General features: G+C 67.7%; 21 protein-coding genes. 10 read left to right on the forward strand and 11 right to left on the reverse strand.

The genetic code is table 11. The features are described 5' to 3' along the window. The 3 genes from A9W95_RS10460 to A9W95_RS10470 all read left to right on the forward strand — a co-directional run. A partial coding sequence (locus tag A9W95_RS10460; protein WP_067411780.1) for an EF-Tu/IF-2/RF-3 family GTPase occupies positions 1-1,387 on the forward strand: 1,387 nt, incomplete at its 5' end. Positions 1,388-1,424: 37 nt separating this feature from the next. Continuing rightward, positions 1,425-3,317 (forward strand): ABC transporter family substrate-binding protein, encoded by a 1,893-nt coding sequence (locus tag A9W95_RS10465; protein WP_172826598.1) that lies wholly within the window; start codon positions 1,425-1,427, stop codon positions 3,315-3,317. Positions 3,318-3,498: 181 nt separating this feature from the next. Continuing rightward, complete coding sequence (locus A9W95_RS10470; RefSeq protein WP_067411786.1) at positions 3,499-5,823, forward strand: PE family protein; 2,325 nt, start codon at positions 3,499-3,501, stop codon at positions 5,821-5,823. Here A9W95_RS10470 and A9W95_RS10475 read toward each other — a convergent pair. Further along, positions 5,820-6,431: a TetR/AcrR family transcriptional regulator gene (locus tag A9W95_RS10475; protein WP_067411788.1), complete on the reverse strand. Its 612-nt coding sequence runs from the start codon at positions 6,429-6,431 to the stop codon at positions 5,820-5,822. The two genes, A9W95_RS10470 and A9W95_RS10475, sit on opposite strands and share 4 nt — an antisense overlap. Before the next feature lie 72 nt (positions 6,432-6,503). On the opposite strand from A9W95_RS10475, the gene mshB reads away from it, so the two are divergent. Continuing rightward, on the forward strand, positions 6,504-7,406 hold the full coding sequence (gene mshB / locus A9W95_RS10480; protein ID WP_067411791.1) for an N-acetyl-1-D-myo-inositol-2-amino-2-deoxy-alpha-D-glucopyranoside deacetylase: 903 nt from the start codon (positions 6,504-6,506) through the stop codon (positions 7,404-7,406). 92 nt (positions 7,407-7,498) lie between these two features. Further along, positions 7,499-7,960 (forward strand): hypothetical protein, encoded by a 462-nt coding sequence (locus A9W95_RS10485; RefSeq protein ID WP_067411794.1) that lies wholly within the window; start codon positions 7,499-7,501, stop codon positions 7,958-7,960. Between the two features lie 14 nt (positions 7,961-7,974). Here the strand turns inward: A9W95_RS10485 and A9W95_RS10490 are convergent, their stop codons facing one another. Continuing rightward, entirely contained in the window at positions 7,975-8,844 is an 870-nt protein-coding gene (locus tag A9W95_RS10490) for a PE family protein (protein WP_067411797.1), read from the reverse strand. A gap of 221 nt (positions 8,845-9,065) precedes the next feature. Between A9W95_RS10490 and A9W95_RS10495 the strand changes: the two genes are divergently transcribed. Further along, complete coding sequence (locus A9W95_RS10495) at positions 9,066-11,639, forward strand: bifunctional FO biosynthesis protein CofGH (RefSeq protein WP_067411885.1); 2,574 nt, start codon at positions 9,066-9,068, stop codon at positions 11,637-11,639. A 77-nt stretch (positions 11,640-11,716) separates the two neighbouring features. Here the strand turns inward: A9W95_RS10495 and A9W95_RS10500 are convergent, their stop codons facing one another. Further along, positions 11,717-12,052, reverse strand: a complete 336-nt coding sequence (locus tag A9W95_RS10500) for a hemophore-related protein (RefSeq protein ID WP_067411799.1) — start codon at positions 12,050-12,052, stop codon at positions 11,717-11,719. Positions 12,053-12,434: 382 nt separating this feature from the next. Between A9W95_RS10500 and fdxA the strand changes: the two genes are divergently transcribed. The 4 genes from fdxA (at position 12,435) to A9W95_RS10520 (ending at position 17,643) form a co-directional block, all read left to right on the forward strand. Continuing rightward, positions 12,435-12,761 carry a ferredoxin gene (gene fdxA, locus A9W95_RS10505; RefSeq protein WP_067411801.1) on the forward strand — a complete coding sequence of 109 codons (327 nt, stop codon included), beginning with the start codon at positions 12,435-12,437 and terminating at the stop codon, positions 12,759-12,761. 32 nt (positions 12,762-12,793) lie between these two features. Beyond that, complete coding sequence (gene dapC, locus A9W95_RS10510; protein WP_067411804.1) at positions 12,794-13,879, forward strand: succinyldiaminopimelate transaminase; 1,086 nt, start codon at positions 12,794-12,796, stop codon at positions 13,877-13,879. A gap of 73 nt (positions 13,880-13,952) precedes the next feature. Then, positions 13,953-16,319 (forward strand): APC family permease, encoded by a 2,367-nt coding sequence (locus tag A9W95_RS10515; protein WP_067411887.1) that lies wholly within the window; start codon positions 13,953-13,955, stop codon positions 16,317-16,319. Between the two features lie 85 nt (positions 16,320-16,404). After that, positions 16,405-17,643 (forward strand): alpha/beta hydrolase, encoded by a 1,239-nt coding sequence (locus A9W95_RS10520; protein WP_067411807.1) that lies wholly within the window; start codon positions 16,405-16,407, stop codon positions 17,641-17,643. 7 nt (positions 17,644-17,650) lie between these two features. Here the strand turns inward: A9W95_RS10520 and A9W95_RS10525 are convergent, their stop codons facing one another. The 8 genes from A9W95_RS10525 to A9W95_RS10555 all read right to left on the reverse strand — a co-directional run bounded on the left by A9W95_RS10525 (position 17,651) and on the right by A9W95_RS10555 (position 25,617). Then, positions 17,651-18,337, reverse strand: a complete 687-nt coding sequence (locus A9W95_RS10525; protein ID WP_067411810.1) for a GAP family protein — start codon at positions 18,335-18,337, stop codon at positions 17,651-17,653. Between the two features lie 89 nt (positions 18,338-18,426). Next, positions 18,427-19,554: a YeiH family protein gene (locus A9W95_RS10530; protein ID WP_156746123.1), complete on the reverse strand. Its 1,128-nt coding sequence runs from the start codon at positions 19,552-19,554 to the stop codon at positions 18,427-18,429. Between the two features lie 5 nt (positions 19,555-19,559). Next, entirely contained in the window at positions 19,560-19,697 is a 138-nt protein-coding gene (locus tag A9W95_RS27220; protein ID WP_172826597.1) for a hypothetical protein, read from the reverse strand. Between the two features lie 55 nt (positions 19,698-19,752). After that, positions 19,753-21,684: an adenylyl-sulfate kinase gene (cysC, locus tag A9W95_RS10535; RefSeq protein ID WP_067411813.1), complete on the reverse strand. Its 1,932-nt coding sequence runs from the start codon at positions 21,682-21,684 to the stop codon at positions 19,753-19,755. Continuing rightward, positions 21,684-22,598 carry a sulfate adenylyltransferase subunit CysD gene (gene cysD, locus A9W95_RS10540; RefSeq protein ID WP_067411815.1) on the reverse strand — a complete coding sequence of 305 codons (915 nt, stop codon included), beginning with the start codon at positions 22,596-22,598 and terminating at the stop codon, positions 21,684-21,686. Before cysD ends, cysC begins: the two co-directional genes overlap by 1 nt. Further along, on the reverse strand, positions 22,595-23,398 hold the full coding sequence (locus tag A9W95_RS10545; protein WP_067411817.1) for a Stf0 family sulfotransferase: 804 nt from the start codon (positions 23,396-23,398) through the stop codon (positions 22,595-22,597). Before A9W95_RS10545 ends, cysD begins: the two co-directional genes overlap by 4 nt. Before the next feature lie 125 nt (positions 23,399-23,523). Beyond that, on the reverse strand, positions 23,524-23,985 hold the full coding sequence (locus tag A9W95_RS10550; protein ID WP_253851622.1) for a DUF4190 domain-containing protein: 462 nt from the start codon (positions 23,983-23,985) through the stop codon (positions 23,524-23,526). Positions 23,986-24,051: 66 nt separating this feature from the next. Then, the gene (locus A9W95_RS10555; protein WP_156746124.1) at positions 24,052-25,617 is read right to left on the reverse strand and encodes a CdaR family transcriptional regulator; all 1,566 of its coding nucleotides are present in this window, start codon (positions 25,615-25,617) and stop codon (positions 24,052-24,054) included. Positions 25,618-25,649: the final 32 nt, after the last annotated feature.

Raw genomic sequence — 25,649 nt, forward strand, 5'->3', positions numbered from 1 at the left:
ACACGCGCTGGGACTACCGACCCTGTACGCCTCTGGGCGGGCCGGGATCGCGAGCACCGAGGCGCCGGCCGACGGCCAGGTCCCCGACGGCACCAACCTGGACCCGCTGTTCAACGTCCTGCTCGAGCACGTGCCGCCGCCCAAAGGTGATCCGGAAGCCCCGCTGCAGGCGCTGGTCACCAACCTGGACGCCTCGGCGTTCCTGGGCCGGCTGGCGCTGATCCGCATCTACAACGGCCGCATCCGCAAAGGCCAGCAGGTCGCCTGGATGCGTGAGGTGGACGGGTTGCCGGTCATCACCAGCGCCAAGATCACCGAGCTGCTCGCCACCGAGGGCGTCGAGCGCAGCGCCACCGACCAGGCCGTCGCCGGCGACATCGTCGCCATTGCGGGCCTGCCCGAGATCATGATCGGCGACACACTCGCCGACCCGGACCACGCCCACGCGCTGCCGCGCATCACCGTCGACGAGCCGGCCATCTCGGTGACCATCGGCACCAACACCTCGCCACTGGCCGGCAAGGTGTCCGGGCACAAGCTGACCGCCCGGATGGTCCGCAACCGGCTCGATCAAGAGCTGGTCGGCAACGTCTCGATCCGGGTCGTCGACATCGGCCGCCCGGACGCGTGGGAGGTGCAGGGCCGTGGTGAGCTGGCGCTGGCCGTCCTCGTCGAGCAGATGCGCCGTGAGGGCTTCGAGCTGACGGTCGGCAAGCCGCAGGTGGTCACCCGCACGATCGACGGCAAGCTGCACGAGCCGTTCGAGGCGATGACAATCGACTGCCCCGAGGAGTTCGTCGGCGCCATCACCCAGCTGATGGCCGCCCGCAAGGGCCGCATGGAGGAAATGACCAACCACGCGGCCGGCTGGGTGCGGATGGACTTCATCGTGCCCAGCCGCGGTTTGATCGGCTTCCGCACCGACTTCCTCACGCTGACCCGGGGCACCGGCATCGCCAACGCGGTGTTCGACGGTTACCGCCCGTGGGCGGGGGAGATCCGGGCCCGGCACACCGGGTCCCTGGTCTCCGATCGCAGCGGCAGCGTCACGCCGTTCGCGATGATCCAGCTCGCCGACCGGGGCCAGTTCTTCGTCGAGCCCGGCCAGGACACCTACGAAGGGCACGTCGTCGGCATCAACCCGCGAGCCGAGGACCTCGACGTGAACGTCACGCGGGAGAAGAAGCTGACCAACATGCGATCGTCGACCGCCGACGTGATGGAGACGCTGGCGCGCCCGTTGGCCCTGGACCTCGAACAAGCGATGGAGTTCTGCGCCGAGGACGAGTGCGTCGAGGTGACCCCGGAAATCGTCCGGGTGCGCAAGGTCGAGCTGGACGCCACCTCGCGGGCCCGCAGCCGGGCGCGCGCGAAGGCGCGGGGATAACGTGCCGCGGGCGCGCGAGCGTCCTCTCGTTAACCTGATCTTCGTGCTGCACCAAGCCCGTCACATTCTGCTGACGGTCGGTGTGCTGATCACGCTGGTTGGTCTGGTTTTGTCGGCGTGCACCGTTTCGCCGCCTCCCGCGCCCCAGAGCACCGACACCCCGCACAGCACGCTGCCACCGCCGCAGCACCCGACCCAGATCATCATGGGTATCGACTCGATCGGCGCCGGGTTCAATCCCCACCTGCTGTCCGATCTCTCGCCGGTGAACGCCGCGATCAGCGCCCTGGTGTTGCCCAGCGCGTTCCGTCCGGTACCCGACCCGAGTTCGTCGACCGGCTCGCGCTGGGAAATGGATCCCACCCTGCTGGTCTCGGCGGACGTCACCAACGAAAACCCGTTCACGGTGACCTACAAGATCCGGCCCGAGGCGCAGTGGACCGACAACGCCCCAATCGCTGCCGACGACTTCTGGTATCTGTGGCGGCAGATGGTCAGTCAGCCCGGAGTCGTCGATCCGGCCGGTTATGACCTGATCACCGGAGTGCAGTCCCTGGAAGGCGGTAAGCATGCCGTCGTCACCTTCTCCCAGCCGTATCCGGCCTGGCGGGAGCTGTTCCACAACATCCTGCCCGCCCACATCGTCAAGGACGTGCCGGGCGGGTTCGCCGCCGGATTGGCCCGCGCGCTCCCGGTCACCGGGGGCCAATTCCGCGTGGAGAACATCGACCCGCAGCGCGACGAGATCCTGATCGCCCGCAACGACCGGTATTGGGGGCCGCCGGCCAAACCCGCGCTCATCCAGTTCCGCCGCGCCGGGGCGCCCGCGGCGCTGGCCGATTCCGTGCGCAACGGCGACACCCAGGTGGCCCAGGTGCACGGCGGCTCGGCAGCGTTCGCGCAGCTGTCGGCCATCCCCGACGTGCGCACCGCGCGGATCGTCACGCCGCGGGTCATGCAGCTCACGCTGCGCGCCAACGAACCGAAATTGGCCGATTCCCAAGTGCGCAAGGCGATTCTGGGGCTGATGGACGTGGACCTGCTGGCTGCGGTGGGAGCGGGCAGCGACAACACCGTGACCTTGGACCAGGCGCAGATCCGGTCGCCGAGTGACCCGGGTTATGTACCGACGGCACCTCCGGCGATGAGCACCACCGCCGCCCTCGGGCTGTTGGCGGGGGCCGGTTTTCAGGTGGAGAGCACCACTTCGGCATCCCCGACGCCGCCCGGTTCGACGACCACACCGGTCAACACCGGGCCACCGGAGGTGCGCGGCCGGATCAGCAAGGACGGTAAACAGTTGTCGCTGGTGATAGGGGTGGCGGCCAACGACCCGACCGCGGTGGCGGTCGCCAACACCGCCGCCGACCAGTTACGCAACGTCGGGATCGCCGCCAGCGTGCTGGCTCTGGACCCCGTCGTGCTCTATCGCGACGCACTGAACAACCATCAGGTCGACGCGCTGGTGGGGTGGCACCAAGCCGGGGGGAACCTGGCGACGTCGTTGGCGTCGCGGTTCGGCTGTCCCGCGCTGCAGGCCACCGAGGTCCCGCCGCCCAATGCCCCGACCAGTCCGGTGTCCGGCCCGGCCGGCCTGACCCCGTCAGCCGGTCCGGACGCGCCGACGACGACCGCTCCCAGCCGGCCGCCGGATCCGAACGCGCTGATCAAGGCGCCGTCGAACCTCACCGGCATCTGTGATCGCAGCCTGGAGTCCAACATCGAGGCCGCGCTCAACGGCACCAAGAACATCAACGACGTCATCACCGCCGTGGAACCGAGGCTGTGGAACATGTCGACGGTGTTGCCCATCCTGCAAGACACCACGATCGTGGCGGCCGGCCCCAGCGTGCAGAACGTCAGCTTGTCCGGCGCCGTCCCGGTCGGCATTGTCGGCGACGCGGGCCAATGGGTCAAGACGGGGCCATGACGCAGACCTAAACATCGGAATCAAGGTTGCTACCCGACCAAACTTATTGTCTCTGTGGCGAATTGTTACCGACGAATTGTGTTGAAAACCGCATACGACATGCACATACTCCGATACGCTCCGCTCAAGCGTCCGATCGGGTAGGGGACGGTCACAAATAAAAGTGGCGGGGAGGGCACGGATGTCCTTTTTATTTGCAGACACACCGTTCGTAGCGGCGGCTGCGGGCGACTTGGCAAGCATTGGCACGTCAATCAGTTCGGCCAGTAACTCCATCGCCTCCGTGACCACTGCGGTGATCCCCGCGGGTCTGGACGAGGTGTCGGCGAGCATCGCGGCACTTTTCGGCGCCCATGGGCAGGCTTATCAGGCGCTGAGCCAGCAGGCCGCGCTGTTCCATGAGCAGTTCGTCCAGGCGATGAGCGCCGGTGCGCAGGCGTATGCCTCCGCCGAAGCCCTCAACATCCAGGCGATCGCCGGCGCGCCGGGGGCGGCCGCGCTCGACGTCTTCGGTCAGGCGGGCGCGAACTTCGCCACCAATGTGGTCAACGCCGAACTGGCGTTCAACGGCGCCCTGGTCGGCGGTCAGAACGCCCTGGTGCAGGCGGCGGGCGGCATCAACAGTGTCATCGGCAGCGCTCTCACCGGCGGCTTCAACGCTGGCAACCTGGTCGTCGGCACCGGCGAACAGTTCGTGAACAGCGTCATCGGCGCCCAGGTCCCGACGGGCTTCGCCAGCAGCCTGGTGGTCGGCGGGCCGGGCGCGGGCCTGCAACTCAGCGCGGCCCTCAACGGCTTGGCCGGCAACTTCAACGCCGCCCTGTCCGGACTCGGGAGCCAGCTCAGCACCGCCTTGTCGGGCAGCCTTGCGCTGCCGGACTTCTCGAGCCTGGCCGCGAATCTGAACGGCGCCCTCTCCGGCAGCTTCGCCGGTGGCCTGCCCAACCTGTCCGGCCTGGTACAGACCGGCCAGTCGCTGGCAGCCGGCTTCAACGCGGCAGTGAACAACCTGGGCGCTCAGATCAGCGGCGCGCTCGGCGGTCTGCCCGACGTAGCTGGGTTGATTCAGACCGGCGGCGCCCTGACCGGCAACTTCGGTGCCACCCTCAACGGCCTGGGCGCTCAGCTGTCCGCCGCCCTTGGTGGCGGTTTGCCCGCGCTGGCGGCCTTGGCAGGAAACTTCGGTGCCAGCCTCAACGGGCTGGGTGCCCAGCTGTCCGCCGCCTTGTCCGGGGCGTTGGGTGGTGGCCTGCCCGGACTCGCCGCCTTGGGGGGCAGCTTCGGCGCCGCCCTCAACGGGCTGGGCGGGCAGCTGTCCGCCGCCCTGTCCGGTGGCCTGCCCAACCTTGCTGCCCTCCTGCCGACCGGCGGAACGCTGCTCGGCAACTTCAACGCCGCACTCAACGGCTTGGGTGGACAGCTCAGTGCGGCCCTGACCGGCGGCTTCCCGGGCATCCCCGGCCTCGCCCTGGGCTTCGACCTGCCCGCCGTGACCGCCGCCTTCACCGGGGCGCTGCCCGGCTTCGGCGCCCAGGTCAACACCGCTCTGACGGCTGCCTTAGCCGGCAACTTCGGCCCCTTCTCCGCGCTGGTCAACACTGTGGCGGCGATACCGACCAATGGCGTCGCACAGCTGAACCTGCTGCAGAACGGAATTTTGGGCGGGCTGGCCACCAACGAGCTGGCGCTCAGCAGCGCTCTGGTCGCCAACGAGCAGGGCCTGGTGTCGGCACTGCTGGGGCCCGCCGCGCTGACCGGCGCCGGCGGCTACGCCATCAACGCCGCGAACCTGCTGCTCGGCACCCCGCTCAACGTCCTCAACGGCGCATTGGGCATCAATGTGCCCGGGTTGACCACCAGCTTGCTGTTCAACCCGGCGTTCGCCGGCGGCATCACCGGCGGCGGCTTGCTCGGCGCGGCCGAGCAGCTGCTGTCGCTCAACGCCGCCGTGGGCGGGATTCCCGGCTTGAACGCCTCGTTGCTGACGCAGCTGGGTCTGGGCCCGGCTGGCTTGGACGCGCTGCTCAACAGCCAGCTCGCGTTCAACGGCAACCTGGTGGCCAACGAAGAAGCGCTGCGCGCCGCGCTGGTCGGCGTGGTAGGCCCACTCAACGGGGCGATCGACAACGCGTTCGGCATGGTGAACGGCGTGGTCGGCGGATTCCAAGGAGCGGTCGACGGCCTGCTCGGCGTCGCCGTGGGTGGTACGACGCCATTGTCAGTGATCACCGAGAGCTTGATTGTTCCGGCCTTGGACGGAGACCTCTTCGGGGCGATCACTGCCGGCGGCTTCCTGGGTGCCTTGGAGAACAAGTTCCTGATGGACGCGTCGTTCATCAGCAACTTCTTGGTCCCGATCCAGCTGTCGCTCAACGGCGGGCTGCCGGCCTACCTCACGCAGCTGGGCGCCAACATCAACGCCAACCTCAACGCCGTGTTGACCGGAAGCGTCAACATCGGCCCCGGCGGCATCACTATCGGTGGCGGTGGGAACGTAACTCCCTAGCCGTCGGGGCAGGTCGCACCGGATTTCGGCGGTATCACCGTATCCAGGATGAGCGCGATCTCCTTACGGCTCGGCGGTGTGCCGAACAGCATGAAGTGCTGATTGATCAACGCCGGGCCGATCAGGGGGCTCAGCGGGGTGAGCGTCGCGGGATCGAGGTCGCCGTCGCGCACCCCGGCTTGCAGGATCGACTCGACGATCTTGAGCCGCGGGCACACCACGGCGTCGGCGAAGATGGCGCGCAGCTCGGGCTCGTGAATGACCTGGCCGATGATCTCCAGTCCAGGGAAATCGGTCTTGCCCGCCAGCACGTCGCGGTGCGCATTGAACACGGCCAGCAGATTCTCTCGCGCCGAGCGGCCGGCCTTCGGCTCCGGCAACGGAGGCACCGCATGATGCAGCGCCGCCAACACCAGATCGTGTTTGCTGGCCCAGCGCCGGTACAACGCGGCCTTGCCGGTCTGGGCCCGCGCGGCGATGCCCTCCATCGTCAGACCGCCGTAGCCAACCGAAGCCAGTTCGGCCAGGGTGGCGGCGAACAGCGCTCGTTCCAGCACTTCGCCACGCCGACGGCTCCGGCTCGCTGAATTCCGGGTGAGCTGCGCCATTGTTCGATAGTAGCCGTCGCCGTTCCTATCGTGGCTTTCCGCGCCACAACGGGTGCCGGGTAGGGTGCGTCCATGCCTGAGACGCCGCGGCTGCTGTTCGTCCACGCGCACCCCGACGACGAAAGTTTGAGCAACGGCGCCACCATCGCGCACTACACCGCCCGCGGGGCGCAGGTCCAGGTGGTGACCTGCACGCTGGGCGAAGAGGGCGAGGTCATCGGCGAACGCTGGGCCCAACTGGCCGTTGATCACGCCGATCAGCTCGGCGGCTACCGCATCGGCGAACTCACCGCCGCGCTGCGGGCGCTCGGCATCGCAGACGGCCCCACTTACCTGGGCGGCGCGGGGCGCTGGCGCGACTCCGGCATGGCCGGCACCCAGCGACGCGGTCGGACCAGATTCATTGACGCCGAGGAATCGGAGTCCGTTGGCGCGCTGGTCGCCATCATCCGTCAGCTGCGCCCGCATGTCGTGGTGACGTATGACCCCGACGGCGGATACGGGCATCCCGATCACGTGCACACCCACACGGTCACCACCGCTGCGGTGGCTGCCGCGGCCGGCGACGGGTACCCCGGTGAGTCCTGGGCGGTGCCCAAGTTCTATTGGACGGTCCTGGGCCTGAGCTCGCTGCTCTCGGCCGGGCAACAGCTCACCGCGGACGATCTGCAACCGGAATGGGTGCTGCTGCCGTCGGAGGAGGTTTCTTTCGCCTATCCCGACGACCGCATCGACGCCGTCGTCGCAGGCGACGCCGACGCGCACGCGGCCAAGGTGGCCGCCCTGCGCGCCCACGCCACCCAGGTCGTCGTCGGACCGACCGGTCGGGCGGGAGCGTTGTCGAACAACATCGCGCTGCCAATCCTGGCCGATGAGCACTACGTTCTGGTCGGCGGCGCTGCGGGCGACCGCGACGAGCGCGGTTGGGAAACCGATCTGCTGGCTGGTCTGGGCTTGGCGGAGCTCGGCACGTAGCATGCAAGTCAGGCCGTCACGGAAGGAATTCGCATGGACCCCGACCTGGACCCTAACCTGCAGCACTGGCAAGACCGTCTCGACAGCTTCCAGTGGGTTCTCGGCTCGATTCTTTCCCAAGTCGACAGCGTCCCAACCTGACCGACACTCGATCCCGCGTCGCCCTCAGCGAGGACACCGGCGCGACAGATCCCGCGATTCGGTTCGTTGTCCTGGCCCTATTGGCCGTTGACGGAGTCCTTTCCGCAGTAGCCGGGGCGCTGCTGCTGCCCACCTACCTCGGCTCGATGCCCTTCCCGGTGAGCGCACTGCTCAGCGGACTGGTCAACGCCGCCCTGGTGTGGGCAGCTCAGCGGTGGACCAGCTCGCCGCGGATTGCGGCGCTGCCGTTATGGACGTGGTTGCTGACCGTGGCGCTGATGAGCTTGGGCGGGCCCGGCGACGACGTCATCCTGGGCGGGCAAGGAGTGCTGGCCTACGGCGCGTTGATCCTGCTGGTGCTCGGCGTGGCGCCGCCGGGGTGGGTGCTGTGGCGGGGGTGGACCCGCGGCTGACCGGTGCCGCCGGCTCAAGGCAGTGGCGGCAGCGGCGGGAGCGGCGGAAGGAAGCTGCGGATCCAGTACCACTCGTTGTAGAGGAACTGGTTGATCGAGGCCGTGGTGGCCGACCAGAAGTTGCTCAGCCCTTGCGAGAAGGTGACGGTGCCGGCCAGCCAGTCCAGCGTGTTGAACAACCCGCTCTGCACCATCGGTTCGAACAGGTCGTAGAGGAAGTTGATCTGCGGCGCCAGGATGCCGACCCACGGCAGCCAGCCCGCCGCATAGGCAGCCAGGTTGAACCCGTACTGCACATACGGCTCGATGGCCACATAGGCGTTCTCGATGGCGGTGGCCCAGGACACCGGGATGACGGCCGCCGTCGGTGCCACGGCCGTCGCGGCCGCCGACAGCGCGCTTGAGGCCGCCCGGGTCAGGTTGCCGCCGGTGGCGGCCAACTGCAGTGCGCTCGTGGCGGCGGCCGCGGGAGCGCCGAGCATATTGCCGCCCAACACGCCGGCGACCGCGCTTTGCACCCGGCTCACCGCTTCGGACACCGCTCCGGCGCCACCGGCCAGCTGGGCGGCGGGCGCCGTGGCCGCGCTCGCCAGGGTCTGCGCGGCACCGGCCTCAGCTGAGGCGTAGGCGGCGGCCGAGTTCTGCAAGGCCTGGGTGAACTGAGCATGGAAGCTCGACAACTGCGAGCTGAGCTGCTGATACCCCTGGCCGAATCGGGAGAATAGGGCGGCGACCTCAGCCGAAACATCGTCGGCGGCGGCCGCGGCGATTCCGGTGGTCGGGACCGCGGCGGCCGCGCTGGCCGCGTTGATGTCCGAACCGATACCGGCTACGTCCGAAGCCGCCGCTACCAGCGCCTGCGGCGCCGCCAGCAAGTGGGACATCTGAGGCTCCTCCCGCCCAAGCACACCAGTTTGGTTGGGATGGTAGTCGGATCGGTGCCCGAAAACGGCCGTCTCGAGGATTCCGGTGTCCGCAGAACCTCGACCACGTGCCCGGACCCGGCTGCGGCTACTGTTGCGCGTATGGCGCCGAAGTTCCCGGTATCGGAGTGGGACGTGCGGATGAAATCTGTCCCTGGGGAAGTTAAACGAACGTGCCGTTAATACCGGAGCAGACACCGGGCCCGGAGCCCACGGCTCTGCCCAGCCCCGTCGTTCCACCCAGAACCAGCGCGGCGGCGTTGCGGCGGGTATTGCGCAGGGCCCGCGACGGTGTCGTACTGAACGTCGATGAGGCAGCGCTGGCCATGACGGCGCGCGGCGACGATCTGGCCGACTTGTGCGCCAGCGCCGCACGGGTTCGCGACGCCGGGCTGGAATCGGCGGGGCGCCGTGGGCCGCAGGGCCGGTTACCAATCACTTACTCGCGCAAGGTGTTCATTCCCGTCACTCACCTGTGTCGGGACAACTGCCATTACTGCACGTTCGTCACCGTGCCCGGCAAGCTGCGCGCGCGTGGGTCGGGTATGTACCTGGAGCCCGACGAGATCCTCGACATCGCCCGTCGCGGCGCCGAACACGGTTGTAAAGAAGCGTTGTTCACCCTCGGCGACCGCCCCGAAGATCGATGGCCCGAGGCGAGGGAGTGGCTGGACGAGCGCGGTTACGACTCGACGCTGTCCTATGTCCGGGCCATGGCGATCCGGGTGCTGGAAGAGACCGGGTTGTTGCCCCACCTCAACCCCGGGGTGATGACCTGGTCGGAGATGTCGCGGCTCAAACCGGTGGCGCCGTCGATGGGCATGATGCTCGAGACCACCTCGCGGCGGCTGTTCGAAACCAAGGGGCTGGCACATTACGGCAGCCCGGACAAGGACCCGGCGGTGCGGTTGCGCGCGCTCACCGACGCCGGCCGGTTGTCCATCCCGTTCACCACGGGATTGTTGGTCGGGATCGGCGAGACGCTGCCGGAGCGCGCCGACACCTTGCACGCAATTCGCAAGGTGCACAAGGCGTTCGGCCACATCCAGGAAGTGATCGTGCAGAACTTCCGGGCCAAAGAACACACCGCCATGGCCGCGGTACCCGACGCCGGAATCGAGGACTACCTGGCCACGGTGGCGGTGGCCCGCCTGGTGCTGGGGCCGGGCATGCGCATTCAGGCACCGCCCAACCTGGTCTCTCGGGAGGAGTGCCTTGCGCTGCTCGGCGCTGGTGTCGACGACTGGGGCGGCGTTTCGCCACTGACCCCCGATCATGTCAATCCCGAACGGCCCTGGCCTGCGTTGGATGACCTCGCCGCCGTCACCGCCGAAGCAGGCTATGAGCTGATGCAGCGGCTGACCGCGCAGCCCAAATACGTACAGGCCGGCGCGGCATGGATTGACCCGCGGGTGCGCGGACACGTGGCGGCGCTGGCCGACCCGGCGACCGGCTTGGCTCGCGACGTCAACCCAGTGGGCCGGCCCTGGCAGGAGCCCGACGACGTGTCATCGCTCGGCCGAGTGGACCTCAACGCCGCCATCGACACCGAAGGGCGCAACACCGGCGCCCGTAGCGACCTCGACAGCGCCTTCGGGGACTGGGATTCCATCCGCTCCCAAGTCCACGAACTGTCGCGACGGGCACCCGAACGCATCGACACCGACGTGCTCGCCGCGCTGGCCTCCGCCGAACGCGATCCGGCCGGCTGCACCGACGACGAATACCTGGCCCTGGCTACCGCCGACGGTCCTGCGCTGGAAGCCGTTGCCGCGCTGGCTGATTCACTGCGCCGGGAAGTGGTCGGCGACGACGTGACCTTCGTGGTCAACCGCAACATCAACTTCACCAACATCTGCTACACCGGCTGCCGGTTCTGCGCGTTCGCCCAACGCAAGGGCGACGCGGACGCCTACTCGCTGTCCACCGCCGAGGTCGCCGAACGCGCCTGGCAGGCCCACGTCGCGGGCGCCACCGAGGTCTGCATGCAAGGCGGTATCGACCCGGAGCTGCCGGTCACCGGTTACGCCGATCTGGTCCGGGCGGTCAAGGCCCGGGTGCCGTCGATGCATGTGCACGCCTTTTCCCCGATGGAGATCGCCAACGGTGTCACCAAGAGCGGCTTGAGCATTCGCGAATGGCTGATCGGCCTGCGGGAAGCCGGATTGGACACCATCCCCGGCACCGCCGCCGAGATTCTCGACGACGAGGTGCGGTGGGTGCTCACCAAAGGCAAACTGCCGACGTCGCTGTGGGTCGAGATCGTCACCACCGCCCATGAAGTGGGGCTGCGTTCGTCGTCGACGATGATGTACGGCCATGTCGACAGCCCCCGGCACTGGGTGGCCCACCTGAACGTGCTGCGCGAAATCCAAGACCGCACCGGCGGATTCACCGAATTCGTGCCACTTCCGTTCGTGCATCAGAATTCGCCGTTGTATCTGGCGGGCGCGGCGCGACCGGGACCCACGCACCGCGACAACCGTGCCGTGCACGCGCTGGCGCGGATCATGCTGCACGGTCGCATCTCTCACATCCAGACCAGCTGGGTGAAGCTCGGCGTGGAGCGCACGCAGGTGATGCTCAACGGCGGCGCCAACGACTTGGGCGGCACGTTGATGGAGGAGACCATCTCGCGGATGGCCGGGTCCGAACATGGGTCGGCCAAGACCGCGGCCGAGCTGATGGCCATCGCCGAAGGGATCGGCCGCCCGGCCCGGCAACGCACCACGACGTACGCGCCGCTGGCCGCCTAAAGTCATCTAGAGACGCCAAACTCCGGGCCGAAACTCGGCCCGGAGTGTTGGACTAACGAACTGTTACTGAGCGGGGCTCAGTAGTTCTGGCAGACGCCGGCGACCGACTCAACGACGCCGATGTACTGCGAAGCTCCCGGCATGGCCTGCAACTGCGCCGCCATCTGCGCACGCTGCGGCGGCGGTGAGGCCAGGAACTGCTGCAGGTAGTTCTGCGCGATCCGAGAGTTGTTGAACTGCGCCGCGGCTCCCGGGTCGGTCGCGTTGAGCGCGGCAATCACCTGCGGGTAACTGCAGTTCGTGTTGATTACCGCGTCCAGCGGGTCTGCGGACGCGATTCCGGTTGCGGCGGTCAACGCCACGCCCATTCCGCCAACAGCGGCGGCGATTTTTGCCAACGACAGCCTTGCCATGAGTGGACACCTTCCCCAACTAATGCACCGCCCGAAGGACGGCGACGACATTGCCCAGCGGTTGCCGTCTGCGACAAGGCTACCAGGCCCCCCGGGCTTGCTTCTATCGCAATAGATATCGCACCGCACCCCTGAGACGTAACTCTTCGCAGGTCAGAGCGTTTTTCGAAGACTTTCACCGACAGCGAAATAGCGCCTAGGGGTAGCCGCACCACTTCGTTGTGACGCGCGGGCGTGCCTGTTGGTTGACGTGTATGTGCAACGTCTAGTATCAGTAACCGAACGCGTCGTCTTGTGAGTCGAGAGGCTTACGGCGGCGGCGCACCAGCAGCCCACAGGTACATACCCACAGGTACATAGAGGACACGTTGAGGAGACGTCCGTGACGTACGTGATCGCGCAACCGTGCGTGGATATCAAGGACAAGGCGTGCATCGAGGAGTGCCCGGTCGACTGCATCTACGAGGGTGCCCGGATGCTGTTCATCCACCCAGATGAGTGCGTGGACTGCGGCGCCTGCGAACCGGTGTGCCCGGTGGAAGCGATCTATTACGAAGACGATGTGCCCGACCAATGGAGTCAGTACACCCAGATCAACGCCGACTTCTTCGAGGAACTCGGATCGCCGGGCGGTGCGGCCAAGGTGGGTATGACCGAAAACGACCCGCAAGTGGTCAAGGACCTGCCGCCGCAGGGCGAAGAAGACTGAGCGAGCCCCAGCATCCTCGGCACCGCCGGCCGGTGTCGGCGTCCCTGCCGGTATTCCCCTGGGACACCCTGGCCGACGCCAAAGCGGTGGCCGGCGCCCACCCCGACGGCATCGTCGACCTGTCCGTCGGGACACCGGTCGATCCGGTCGCTCCGGTCATCCAAGAGGCGCTGGCGGCCGCCAGCGCCGCACCGGGCTATCCCACCACCGCCGGCACCCCGCAGCTGCGCGAAGCCGCCGTCACCGCCCTGGCTCGCCGCTACGGAATCAGCGGAGTGGCAGCAGGGGCGGTGTTGCCGGTCATCGGCACCAAGGAGCTCATCGCCTGGTTACCGACGCTGCTCGGCATCGGATCGGCAGACACCGTCGTGGTGCCCGAATTGGCATATCCGACATACGATGTCGGCGCTCGACTGGCCGGCGCCAAGGTGTTGGCAGCCGACTCGTTGACCCAGCTGGGACCTCAGCGGCCGGCGTTGGTGTACCTCAACTCACCGAGCAACCCGACCGGGCGGGTCCTGGGCGTCGACCATCTGCGCAAGGTCGTCGACTGGGCGCGCGACCGGGGCGTGGTGGTGGCCTCCGACGAGTGCTATCTGGGCCTGGGCTGGGATGCTCAGCCGTACTCGGTGCTGCACCCGTCGGTCTGCGGCGGTGACCACACCGGATTGCTGGCGGTGCATTCGCTGTCTAAGACGTCATCGTTGGCCGGGTACCGAGCCGGCTTTGTCACCGGCGACGCCGACCTGGTCGCCGAGCTATTGGCGGTGCGCAAGCACGCCGGCATGATGGTGCCCACTCCGGTGCAGTCCGCCATGGTCGCCGCCCTGGACGACGACGAGCACGAGAAAGTGCAGCGCGAGCGGTATGCGCGGCGGCGGGCGGTGTTGCTGCCGGCCCTGCGCTCGGCGGGGTTCACCGTCGACCATTCTGAGGCGGGGCTCTACCTGTGGGCCAGCCGCGGGCAGGGCTGCCAGGACACGGTCGCCTGGTTCGCCGAACGCGGCATCCTGGTCGCGCCCGGCGACTTCTACGGCCCGAGCGGGGCAAGGCATGTGCGGGTAGCGCTGACGGCCACCGACGAACGCATCGACGCCGCGGTGCGCCGGCTCGGGTGATCGCTGGCCGTCCCGGCCTTGTTAGGCCCGGTTGCCCGGCTGCGGTCGGGGTCAACCGGCACAATGTGTGGTCGTGACGACTTCGGCGGGCAAGCCGCGTATCCCACTGACGCTGGGTGACATCTTCAAGCGGGTGTTTCTGGGCAAGCCGCTGATCACCGAGGACCTGGCCGGGGAGCGACTGTCGAATCCGGTTGCGCTGGGCGCGCTTTCGCCGGACGCCATCTCCTCCACCGCCTATGGTCCCGAGCAGATCCTGATCGAGTTGCTGCCGCACGCCGGATTGGCGGCCTTCGCGTTGCTGCTGCCCATCACCGGGGTCATCCTGCTGATCCTGGTGCTGGTCGCCGCCTCGTATCGGCAGGTGGTGATGGCCTACACCCGCGCCGGCGGGTCCTACATCGTGGCGCGGGACAACTTCGGGCCCAAGGTCGCCCAGATCGCCGCCGCGGCCCTGTTGATCGACTATGTGGTGACTGTGGCGGTGCAGTCGGCGGCCGGGACCGTCGCGGTGGTGTCGGCGGTGCCGCGGTTGGGCACGTACAGCCTGGAGATCACCGTCGGCGTGGTGATCGCCATCTGCTATCTGAACCTGCGCGGGCTGAAGGAAGCCGGAAAGCCGTTCGCGGCAGCCACCTACCTGTTCGTGATCATGGTGGCCCTGACCATCGTCGTCGGGGTGACCCGCCACCTGTTCTGGGGACTGCCCACCTACGATCCGCACCAGCTGGCCGGGACGGTGCCCGTGCACCAGGGCAACGGGCTGGTGATGGGCGCGACGATTCTGGTGTTGCTGCGCGCCTTCGCCAACGGCGGCTCGTCCTTGACCGGCGTCGAGGCGATCTCCAACACCGTCGACGTTTTCCGAAAGCCGCAGGGCCGCAACGCCCGTCGCGTTTTGACCGCGATGGCATGCATCCTGGGCTTCCTGTTGGCCGGCGTGGCTTATCTGGCATACGCCACCCACGCCACCCCTTACCTGACCGAATATCCCTCGGTCCTCTCCCAGATCGGCCGCGCGGTCTTCGGCGGCGGAGTGATCGGCAACGTCTTCTTCATCCTGGTTCAAGCCGCCACTGCGGCCATCTTGTTCACCGGCGCCAACACCAGCTTCAACGGCTTCCCCGCGCTGGCCAGCTTCGTCGCCGAAGACCGCTTCCTGCCGCGGCAGCTGATGAAGCGCGGGCATCGCCTGGTGTTCTCCAACGGCATCATCGCGCTGACTGCGTTGTCGGTGGTGCTGCTGGTGACCACCGGCGGTTCGGTCAATGCGCTGGTGCCGTTCTATGCCATCGGCGTGTTCACCGGGTTCTCGATGGCCGGTTACGGAATGACGAAACACCATCTGACGCATCGTGAACCGGGCTGGCGGCGTCGCCTGGCCATCAACCTGTCCGCCGCGGTGCTGTCGACGGTCGTGGTCGGAATCTTCGCGGTGGCCAAGTTCACCGAGGGCGCCTGGCTGGTTGTCGTGGTCTTCCCGCTGCTGGTATTCATGCTGATGCGGCTCAACCGTGAATACCGAGCCGAGGCCGCCATCCTCGAGATGTTTCGCACCGACCGCCCGGAGTTGGTGAAGTACGCCCGGCACCGGGTGTACATCTTCATCAACTCGGTGGACCTCGCAGTGGTCGAGGCGTTGCGGTACGGGAAGGGGCTGCGGGCCGACGAGTTGATCGCGGTGCATTTCATGGTCGACGCCATCCACGCCGCGCAGATCAGAAAGCGTTGGGACCATTTCGATCTCGAGACTCCGCTGCGGGTGGTGGACTGCCCGGACCGACGCGTCACCCGCTCGGCGCAGTTGCTGGTCGCGAAGGCGGGCAAAGAGCATCCGGACACCAACGTCACGGTGCTGCTGCCCCGGCGCACCTACGCGCCGCTGTTGGGACGAATGTTGCACGACCGCACCGCCGACAAGATCGCCCGCGCGGTCAGCCTCATCCCGGACGCTGCGGCCACCATCGTCCCGTACGACGTGCAGTCGCGAATCAAAGAGGCGTATCCCGACCGCTTCGAGCAACGGATTGCCCGAGAACTCGACAAGCTCGAAGCGTGGGTCACCCAGGCCGAGGATCGCGACGTCGACGCCTACGAACACCCCGAGCGGCCGCCGTCGGTGGTCACCGTGGCGGGCCTCATCCCCGGGCATCGGGCCACCATCGAAGGACGGGTCAGTCAGATCGAGGACGTCACCAAACGCGGGCACACCGCACGATGGATCGTCGTCGGGGACGACAGCGGGGACCTCGAGATCACCTTCCACCCCGGCCGCGGCGGATCCGACATCACCCCCGGCCAGCGACTGCGCGTCAGCGGCAAGGCCCGGCAAAACCACAACGGGCCGGTATCCATGGTCAACCCCGCCTACCAGATTCTCGAGGAACCGCAAGAAACCCACGACGCTGGGGGCGCCGGAGAAGCCGGCGACACCGGCTGACAGCCCGGAGTTTTCAACTGCCCATCAACCGGGAAGTTAGATTCATTGACCGACGGGAAGGACCACAGTGAAGCGTGTAGCGGCCATGCTGGGATCGGTGTTGGGGCTGGCGTTCACCGCCAACGGCTATCGGCCGCTGTCGAGAAGGGGCTACGGATCGCTGTACGCCTTCGCCTACGGCCTGTTCGCCTCGGAGCTGCCGATGCAGACGCTGACCGCCCAGTTCGCCGGTCTGGTTGCGCTGTCACGCCGGTTGTCGCCGCGAGTGCTGCGCTTCAGCTGGCTGGTCTCGGCGGTGTCGTGGGTAGGGCTCCTGGGCTTGCGGCGTCTCGGTCGGTCGACCGACGTGCCGCTGACCGCGGCGCTGGACACCGGGCTGGGTCCGGATCGCCGCAAGGACGGCGGCGACCTGTGGAAGAGGCCCGCGCCGGAGGGCGCCACCGCCAAGAAACCCGGGACGGCCCGGATGCTGCGCATCTACCGCGACTATGCCCACGACGGTGACATCAGCTATGGCCCGTGCGGCTCGCGCAACGAGCTCGACATCTGGCGACGGCCCGACCTGGACCGCGGCGGCCGGGCTCCGGTTCTGCTACAGATTCCCGGCGGCGCCTGGATGGTCGGCAACAAGCGCGGCCAGGCACATCCCCTGATGAGTCACCTGGCCGAGCTGGGTTGGGTCTGTGTGGCGATCAACTACCGCCTCAGCCCCCGCTCCACCTGGCCGGACCACATTGTCGACGTCAAACGCGCGCTGGCGTGGACGAAGGAACACATCGCCGAATACGGCGGGGACCCGGATTGGATCGCGATCACCGGTGGCTCGGCGGGCGGACACCTGTCCTCTCTGGCCGCGCTGACCCCCAACGATCCGCAATTCCAGCCGGGATTCGAAGAGGCCGACACCCGGGTCCAGGCCGCCGTGCCGTTCTACGGGGTCTACGACTTCACCCGCACCGACAGCTCGATGCATCCGCTGCTGGGCCCGGTGCTGGCCAAGAACGTGTTCAAGCTGCGCCGCGCAGAGACCGCCGAACCGTTCCGCAACGCCTCACCGATCACCCACATCTCCGAAGACGCGCCGCCGTTCTTCGTGTTGCACGGCACCAACGACTCGTTGATTCCGGTGGAGCAGGCGCGCAGCTTCACCGCTCGGCTGCGGCAGGTGAGCCGCCAGCCGGTGGTGTACGCCGAATTGCCGTACGCGCAGCACGCCTTCGACATCTTCGGGTCGGCCCGGGCGGCGCACGCGGCGGTGGCCGTCGAGCAGTTCCTGGCCGAGATCTACGCGTCGCGTCCGGTGGCCGCGCAGCGATTGGCCTAGCCGCCGGTCACAGGCCCACTATTCCGACGGCCAGCAGCACGGCGCCTACGCCCGCCAGCAAGGTGGCGACTTCCTGGCGGCGCCGCGACCGGACCCAGTCGTTCAGCGCGCTCACCGCGGCATGCGTCTTGTCCGGCGCGAACAGGTATGCCAGCAGCGGGATTTCGAGCACCGCGAAGGCGGTCACGTTGAACACCACCAGCGCCGCGACTTGATGCATGGCCGCGGCGCCGGACGCCAGGATGACCGCCAGCGCGGCCAGGTAATCCACCGACGGCAGCGCAATGCCCAGGCCGGCCACCGCGGCCACCCACAGTGAACCGCCGCGTACCAGGTGCTGGGCCCACCTGGCCGCCTTGGGCAGGTTGATCTCGCGCCTGTCCTTCGACCCCGCGCGGCGGCTCAGGCCGGCCTGCACCGCGAGGACGGCGGCGACCAGCACGGCCAGGCCGCCGATGAGGATCTGCACCCTGGGCAAGGTCAGCTGATGGGCGTCGAGCAGGCCCTTGTCCAGCCAACGCCGGAAGAAGAACAGGATCGCTAAGCCGACGCCGATGCCCATGACGAATCCACCGCTCAGGAACGACAGCAGTTGCAGCATCGGCCGGGGCCGATTGAGCAGCAGCGCGGTCATGCCTACCCGGAAGGGTTCGAAGCTGACAGCCAGAGCCATCACCAGGATGGTGATCCACATAGTGGCCCGGTTGCCTACTGGCTGATCCGGATCGGCATGCGGGCTAGGTTACCGGCGGCCGACACGGCGACCAGGCCGGTGGTCGGCCGCTATCTGCCGGTAGCCCCGATTCCCCAGTGCAGGCCCCGCGAGGTCAGCAGGACGACACCCAACGAGACCAACGCCACGACGGTCAGCCCGATGACGGCGACGACGAGCGGCCGCCAACCGGTACGCGCGATTTGGCGGATGTCGGTGTTGAGCCCGACACCGGCGAAGGTGAGCAGGAACGCCCATTTCGAGACGTTGGCCAAGTTGGCGATCTGTCCTTTGCTCAACCAGCCCGCGGTCGCGATCGCCGAGACGGCGAGGAAGCCGAGCACGAATTTGGGGAACTTCGCCCAGATGAACGCGGCCTTGGCACGCACCCCGGGCGCCACCTCGTCGGCCTGTCCGCGCGCGGCCCAATACACCGCGAAACCCAGGACCACGAAGCCGATCAGCGCGTTGCGGACGGATTTGACCAGCACGGCGATCTTGCCGGCATGGTCGGAGAACAGGTAACCGGTGGCAGTGGTCTCGGCGGTGTTGTCCACCGACAGGCCGGCCCACAAGCCGAACTCGTTGTCCGACAGCCCGATCGCGTGACCCAACGGCGGCAACGCGAACAGCGCAACCGCGCCCAGGGCCAGGATGGCCGCGATGGCATAGCTGACATCGGAGTTGCGGGCGCGAATGGCGCCCTTGGCGGCCACAATGGCCGACACCCCGCAGATCGATGTGCCGATCGCCAGCAGTGAGCCGAGCTTGCCCGACAGACCGAAGGCGCGCGCCGCGGCCAAGATGATGACTCCGGCGATCGTCATATCGATGAGAATCTGGACCAGGCTGATACCACCCAACTTGGCGATGTCACCGAGCACGAAGCGGGAACCGAGCACCACAATGCCGATCTTGAGCCAGAATTCGTATGTCGCCACCCCCGGCCGAAAGATCGGGTGCAGGCCGACGGTGTTGGTGATCAGCAACCCGATCAAAATTGCCCACAACACGTACTCGATGTCGGGCACCGTCCAGTGTTCGTGGCGCGCAAGGGCGTTCCACCAGATCTGGGCATACTTGCCCAGCAACCCGACACCGATCAGCAGCACAATGCCCGGGACATATTCCAGCGGCCGGGTGCTGGTGAAGGAGCCCTGCGTCTCGGCTTCGTCGGGTTCGGCGTGCACGGTGCTCATGGCCGTCACCACGGAATCCGCGGCAGCACATCGGCGACCGCCAGCGCGGTGACGAGGCCGGCGACCAGGGTCGCCCACCAGTCAACCGACACCGAAGTGAGCCGGGAGCGCACAGTGCGCCGCTGCGGCGCAACACTATTCATGCACAGAATTGTTGCGGCTCTTGGCGGTAGGCCAAGTGATTAGATCGCGCTGAATCTAGGAGTCCCCGGCCGGGCGAGGGCTGCGTTCGTTGAGCAGATCGATCACCCGGGCGGCGAGGTCGTCGATGTCGGCGTCGGTGGTATCGAGCACCAGGTCAGGATTCTCTGGCGGTTCGTAGGGCGCGTCGATTCCGGTCAAACCCGACAGCTCACCCTTGCGGGCGCGCGCGTATAGCCCCTTGGGGTCTCGCCTTTCGCACTCTTGCAGCGACGTGGCGACGTGCACCTCGATGAACGGCAATTTGGCGGCGTCGTTGAGCGCGCGGGCGGTCTCGCGGTCGGACTTCAGCGGCGACACCAGCGATGCCAGCGCGACCACACCCGCGTCGGCCAACAGGCGCGTCAAATGCCCTACGCGGCGGATGTTTTCGGTGCGGTCACCCGGTGAGAAGCCCAGGTCGTCGGACAATCCGTGGCGCAGGTTGTCGCCGTCGAGCAGGTAAGCGACCCGGCCGGATTCCACCAGGGCACGTTCGACGGCGACGGCCACGGTCGATTTGCCGGACGCGGGCAGGCCGGTGAACCAGATCGTCGCTCCCGCTTGCCCGGTGGCTCGCCAGCGATGGCTGCGGTCCAAAGCCGAGGGGTGCCAACGAATGTCGGTGCGCGCGTGGGTGCCCGGCTTGACCTCGCGGCCCTCGATGATGGTGCCGGCGCCGACGGTGTCGTTGGTGGTCTCGTCGATCAAGATGAAGGCACCGCTGTCGCGGTTGTCGACATAGGGGTCCGCGACCACGACCGAGCTGGTGCGTAGGGTGACGGTGCCGATGTCGTTGAGGGACAACTCGACCGGCTGGTCCACCTCATCGAGAGTTTCGGGGTCCAGCCGTGAGTGCAGCTCCTGCACGGTCGCGCGCACGGTCTTGGTGGTCTGCTTGAGCGCCAGCCGGTCACCGGCGCGCAGCGGCGCGTCGACGAACCAGCAGACGTTGGCGTGGATCTCGCGCGCCAGCACCGGCGCCACCGCCTCTTCGGCGCCGCTGATGAACACGTCACCGCGGCCCACGTCGATGTCGTCGGCGAGTTCGATCGAAACCGAAAGCGGCGCAACGGCCGTCGTGCGTTGGTCGTCGAGGGTGTCCAGCGCGGTGACCGTCGAGCGGGTGCCGGCGGGCAGCGACACCACCGGGTCGCCGACGCTGAGGGTGCCCGCCGCCAGCCGTCCGGTGTAGCGGCGGCGCACCTCGGCGGTCGGTCGTGACACCCACTGCACCGGCAGCCGCAGGCGCGACGCTTCGGCTTGCGGTGCGGCCAGTTTCACGTTCTCCAGGTATTCGAGCAAGGTGGGGCCGTCGTACCAGGGTGTGCGCTGGGAGCGGTGCACGACGTTGTCGCCGTGCTTGGCCGCGATAGGGATCACCGTGACCTTCAGATCACCGAGACGGTCCGCCATCTGCTGCAGCTGTTCTTCGACATCGCGGAATGCGGCTTCGTCGAAGTCGACCAGGTCGATCTTGTTGACCGTCGCGACATAGTGCTTGATGCCCAGCAGCTTGGCGATGCGCGCGTGCCGGCGAGTCTGGCGCAACACACCGGCGCGGGCGTCGACCAGCAGGATCGCCACATGCGCATTGGACGCGCCGGTGAACATGTTGCGGGTGTAGCGCTCATGGCCGGGGGTGTCGGCCAGGATGTAGCTGCGGGTGGCCGTGGAAAAGAAGCGGTAGGCGACGTCAATGGTGATGCCTTGCTCGCGCTCGGCGCGCAGCCCGTCGGACAGTGCGGCCAGGTCGGCCACGCCCTCTTCGTCGGTGACGGCTTCCAAGTGGTCCAGCGGCAGGCTGTCGGTGTCGTGCAGGAGTCGACCGATCAGTGTGCTTTTGCCGTCGTCCACCGATCCGGCGGTGGTGATGCGCAGTAGCTGACGGGTGATGCCCTTGGCCGGCTGAAAGGTTTCGAGTTGGTCGGTGTTTGCCGCGGTAGTCATCAGAAATAGCCCTCTCGCTTGCGGTCTTCCATCGCAGCGGCCGAGGTGCGGTCATCGGCGCGGGTCTCGCCGCGCTCGGACACCGTCGCCGCGGAGATCTCGGTGATGACACCGGTGATTTCGGTCGCCTTGGAGCGCACCGCACCGGTGATGGTCAGGTCGCCGACGGTGCGGTAGCGCACCCATTCCACCGCCGCGGTTTCCCCGTCGGCGGGGCTGGCGTACTCCGACACCGCCAACAGGATGCCGTCGCGCTCGAACACCTCGCGCTCGTGCGCGTAGTAAATCGACGGGATCTCGAGGTCTTCGAGCTCGATGTAACGCCAGACGTCCAGCTCGGTCCAGTTGCTCAGCGGGAACACCCGAACCTGCTCGCCCCGTTTGATCCGGCCGTTGTACAGCGACCACGGCTCGGGACGCTGAGCGCGCGGGTCCCACTGACCGAACTCGTCGCGGAAGCTCAGGATTCGCTCCTTGGCTCGCGCGCGCTCCTCGTCGCGACGAGCGCCGCCGAAGGCCGCGTCGAAGCCGCCTTCCTCCAGCGCGTCGAGCAGGGTGCGCGTCTGGGCGCGGTTGCGGGAAGCGTTGGGACCCGGGTCCGGGACGCGGCCCTTGTCGATCGACTCCTGCACCGACGCGACGATCAGCTTGTGGCCCTGACCGGTGACGCGGCGGTCCCGGAATTCGATCACCTCGGGGAAGTTGTGACCGGTGTCCACGTGCATCACCGGGAACGGCAGCGGCAGTGGCCGAAATGCCTTCTCCGCCAACCGAAGCAGCACGATCGAATCCTTGCCGGCGGAAAACAGCAGCACCGGGCGTTCCAGCTCGGCGACGACTTCGCGGATGATGTGGACCGCTTCGGCTTCCAGCAGCCGCAGTTCGTCGACGTGCAACGCCTCCGTCGTCGTCATGTCGGTAGTCCCTCTCTTTCGGCATCCGCTCGGTAGCGGTCTACCCATTCGTCGGAGCGTTGATCGGCTTGCCGCTGCAGCACCGGCTCCGGCGCCAGCCTGCGATCCAGGCCCAATCGCTCGAGAATGTCGCCGACCACCTCAGTTAGGTTGCGCCACAACACCGGATAGGAGATTTCGATCGGCTTGACGTTTTCTTCGGCGAACCAGTTGTTCCAGCCCTGTTCTTGGGCTCGGAGCATGGTGACCACATGGGCGATCGCCCCGGCGTGATACACGGCCCGCGCGTCGCGCACCGGATCCGGCCGGCCGCGCCACACCCGGGTCTGCACCGCCCGCCAGAACGACACCGCCTGGGACACCACGTCGGGCCGATGGATGTGGATGAGCAGCGGATCTTCACCCACGACGTCGCGGATCGCCGACAGCAGTCCCTCGCCGGAGCGATCCGGCAGTTGGGCCGCGCGGTTCAACAGCAGGTCGGTCTGATTCCACATCAACTTGCCGCCCCACACACCGTTGGGCGTCCGGCCCACCGTGCGGATGTAGTCGCGCCAGATCTCGGCCGGCGCCAGGTCCGGCTTACCTTCGTCCAGCGGGTCGAGCAGTTCCAGGATCGACTCGTCGCCGACGTCGGCGAACCACTCCCGCGGCTGCGGGGATTGGCTGGTGGTGGGCAGGTACTGGAAGAACTCCTGCGGCTCGCCCGCCACGCCGGTGGCGCGCAGCGACTCGACCAGCAACGTGCTGCCGCTGCGCTGGGAGGCCAGCACCAAGTATGACGAGGGAGTATCTGCCACCCCGGAAGCCTAACCGGCGGCAAAACCGCTGCAACACTTCCGGTTACCTTCACCCTGAACAAAACTATTGCCCGACCGGCAAAGCGCTGGTTGGCGTGCCGCGGGGCCGTGAAAGCCGTTGCGGCTCAACGACAGGTGATGAGTCCGACCGGAGGCGGCGGTGCGACGGCGGTGGCGCTGACAGTGCGGTGCTCGGTGCGATGGCGCCGGTGTTGGCGGTGCTGGTCGTCGTTGGCGGCCAGGATGACGCTGATGATCATCAGCACCGCAAACGCGGCGATCAGCACACCGCTGATCACGATGCCGGCAATGGCCAGCCCGCGTCCGGGTTGGCCGGATTGCTTGATCTGGTTGAGCGCGACGATGCCGAAGATCACCCCGAGCAGCGGTCCGATGCCCACACACAGCAACCCCACCACCGAGGACACCAGCGAAGCGATGGCCAGCGGATTGGTGCCCTGGGGGTAGCTCGGCGGGTAACCGTATCCGCTCGGCGGCGGGTACCCGTAGCTGCCCGGTGGTGGGGACGGGGGCGGATATCCGTAGCCGCCGGGCGGCGGTGGATAGTTCGGCGGTTGATCCGTCACAGGCACCTCCACGCATCCAGTGGCGAACACCTTACCTGCGCCGCGGGAGGGTTGCGGCACCGACGGCTAGGTCGCCCGCAGCCCCAGCGAAAACACTAGGCGCACATCAGGATCGGACAACGACGTCGCCAGCAACTGCTCGATGCGCCGCACCCGGTACCGAACGGTGTTGGGGTGCACCTGCAATGCCGCGGCGGCGGCGGCGATGTCACCGAAGCTGTCCAGGTAGGTCCGCAACGTCTCGGCCAGCTGCGGGTCCCGCGCTCGCAGGTCGCTTATCCGCGGGTCGACCAGCCGGGGATTGGCGCCGACCAGCGCGACGATCTCATCGAGCAACACGGTGGCCCGTGCCTCGGCCAACGAGGTCACCTGCCCGATGGCTCCGGGGTGGCGGTCGGCGGTGTCCAGCACCCGGTCCACTTCGGCGCGTGCGGCCGCCACCCCGCCCAGACCCGCGACGGGCGCGGCGACGGCCGCGCGCAGTTCCACGCCCAGCTCCGCGCGCAACGCGCTGACGGTGCCCCGCGCCCAGGAGGCAACCGACCGCGTCGTCGCGATTCGCGGCAACAACACATAGCTGCGGGACCCGACCGTCACCACCTGGGCATCGCGGCGAAAAGCGCTGGCGCTCATGGCGATTACGTCGGCGAGCCGGACGTTGCGGTCACTCGGCGGCAACCAAGACCAGCCGATCACTGCGGCGTTCCCCTCGGCGGACAGGCGCAGGTCACGCGCGAGGACCTCGGTCTCGGCGCTGTCGCCGTCGATCAGCCCCAGCAGCTGCTGCACTCGGCGGGTGTGCAGGGACGGCCGCGTGGACAGCCGCGACATGATCCGTTCGGCGAGCACCGCCGCGCCGCGCAGCATGTCCTCGGCGTCCTCGGCCAGCGGTTGTGAGCCCTGCTGTACCCAGATGGCGCCGGCGAACACCGGTGGCAGGTGCTTGCCGGTGGGCGGCTGGTGAATTCCGATGGCCAGCCGGGGGCGCAAACCCAGCTCGGGGCGCTCGGCCACCCGTACCACCTGGATACCGGCGCGCAGCGCGTCGAAAATGCCCCACTGACTAATCCAGTCCAGGTGCTCCGGGGGCCCGGCGCGGCCCAGGATCGATGAGCGCCGCAGGTCGTCGGCTTCGTCGTTGGACGCCGAGTAGGCCAGGACATGGCTGTGCGCGTCTTCGATGCTGACCATCCCGTGGATGCGCTCGGCGAGCGATTGGGCCAGGCCGAACAGGTCGGTGCCCGCTTCGTCGGCCGCGGGGTCGACGTGATGCTCCAGGACGTGGTCGACCAGTCGGTAGACCCGTTCCCAGCGGGCTCGTGGCTCTACGGCCACCACCGCCGAGCCGGCGGCAACGGCGCGGTCCACCAGGGCCGCCGGGGGTTTCTTGACGAAGATCGCTACCGGCGCGCCGGCTTTCGCGCCGACCCAGCGCAGCGCTTCCTCGTCGGTGAGGCCGACCAAGAAGAACACGTCGGCAGCACTGGCCAGTCCAAGGCGGACATCGTCGGAGTCGATCAGGGCGGCCGAGGTCACCGACAGGTCCAGACCACGTGGGGAGGCGACCAGGCTGACCATGGTGGCGTCGAGCGCGCGCAGCAGTTGGCCCAATCCGACGCCGGTCACCCGCATGTTGTCCGATCCTACTAGCGCAGGGCGGGCAT

The sequence above is a fragment of the Mycobacterium sp. 1423905.2 genome, from assembly GCF_001673155.1.
Lineage (GTDB): Bacteria > Actinomycetota > Actinomycetes > Mycobacteriales > Mycobacteriaceae > Mycobacterium.

Coding starts and splice junctions, on each gene's coding strand:
- A9W95_RS10470 (WP_067411786.1), top strand. CDS start 3,499: ATGTCCTTTTTATTTGCAGACACACCGTTCGTAGCGGCGGCTGCGGGC.
- A9W95_RS10475 (WP_067411788.1), bottom strand. CDS start 6,431: ATGGCGCAGCTCACCCGGAATTCAGCGAGCCGGAGCCGTCGGCGTGGC.
- mshB (WP_067411791.1), top strand. CDS start 6,504: ATGCCTGAGACGCCGCGGCTGCTGTTCGTCCACGCGCACCCCGACGAC.
- A9W95_RS10490 (WP_067411797.1), bottom strand. CDS start 8,844: ATGTCCCACTTGCTGGCGGCGCCGCAGGCGCTGGTAGCGGCGGCTTCG.
- A9W95_RS10500 (WP_067411799.1), bottom strand. CDS start 12,052: ATGGCAAGGCTGTCGTTGGCAAAAATCGCCGCCGCTGTTGGCGGAATG.
- A9W95_RS10520 (WP_067411807.1), top strand. CDS start 16,405: ATGCTGGGATCGGTGTTGGGGCTGGCGTTCACCGCCAACGGCTATCGG.
- A9W95_RS10525 (WP_067411810.1), bottom strand. CDS start 18,337: ATGTGGATCACCATCCTGGTGATGGCTCTGGCTGTCAGCTTCGAACCC.
- A9W95_RS10530 (WP_156746123.1), bottom strand. CDS start 19,554: ATGAGCACCGTGCACGCCGAACCCGACGAAGCCGAGACGCAGGGCTCC.
- A9W95_RS27220 (WP_172826597.1), bottom strand. CDS start 19,697: ATGAATAGTGTTGCGCCGCAGCGGCGCACTGTGCGCTCCCGGCTCACT.
- cysC (WP_067411813.1), bottom strand. CDS start 21,684: ATGACTACCGCGGCAAACACCGACCAACTCGAAACCTTTCAGCCGGCC.
- cysD (WP_067411815.1), bottom strand. CDS start 22,598: ATGACGACGACGGAGGCGTTGCACGTCGACGAACTGCGGCTGCTGGAA.
- A9W95_RS10555 (WP_156746124.1), bottom strand. CDS start 25,617: ATGCGGGTGACCGGCGTCGGATTGGGCCAACTGCTGCGCGCGCTCGAC.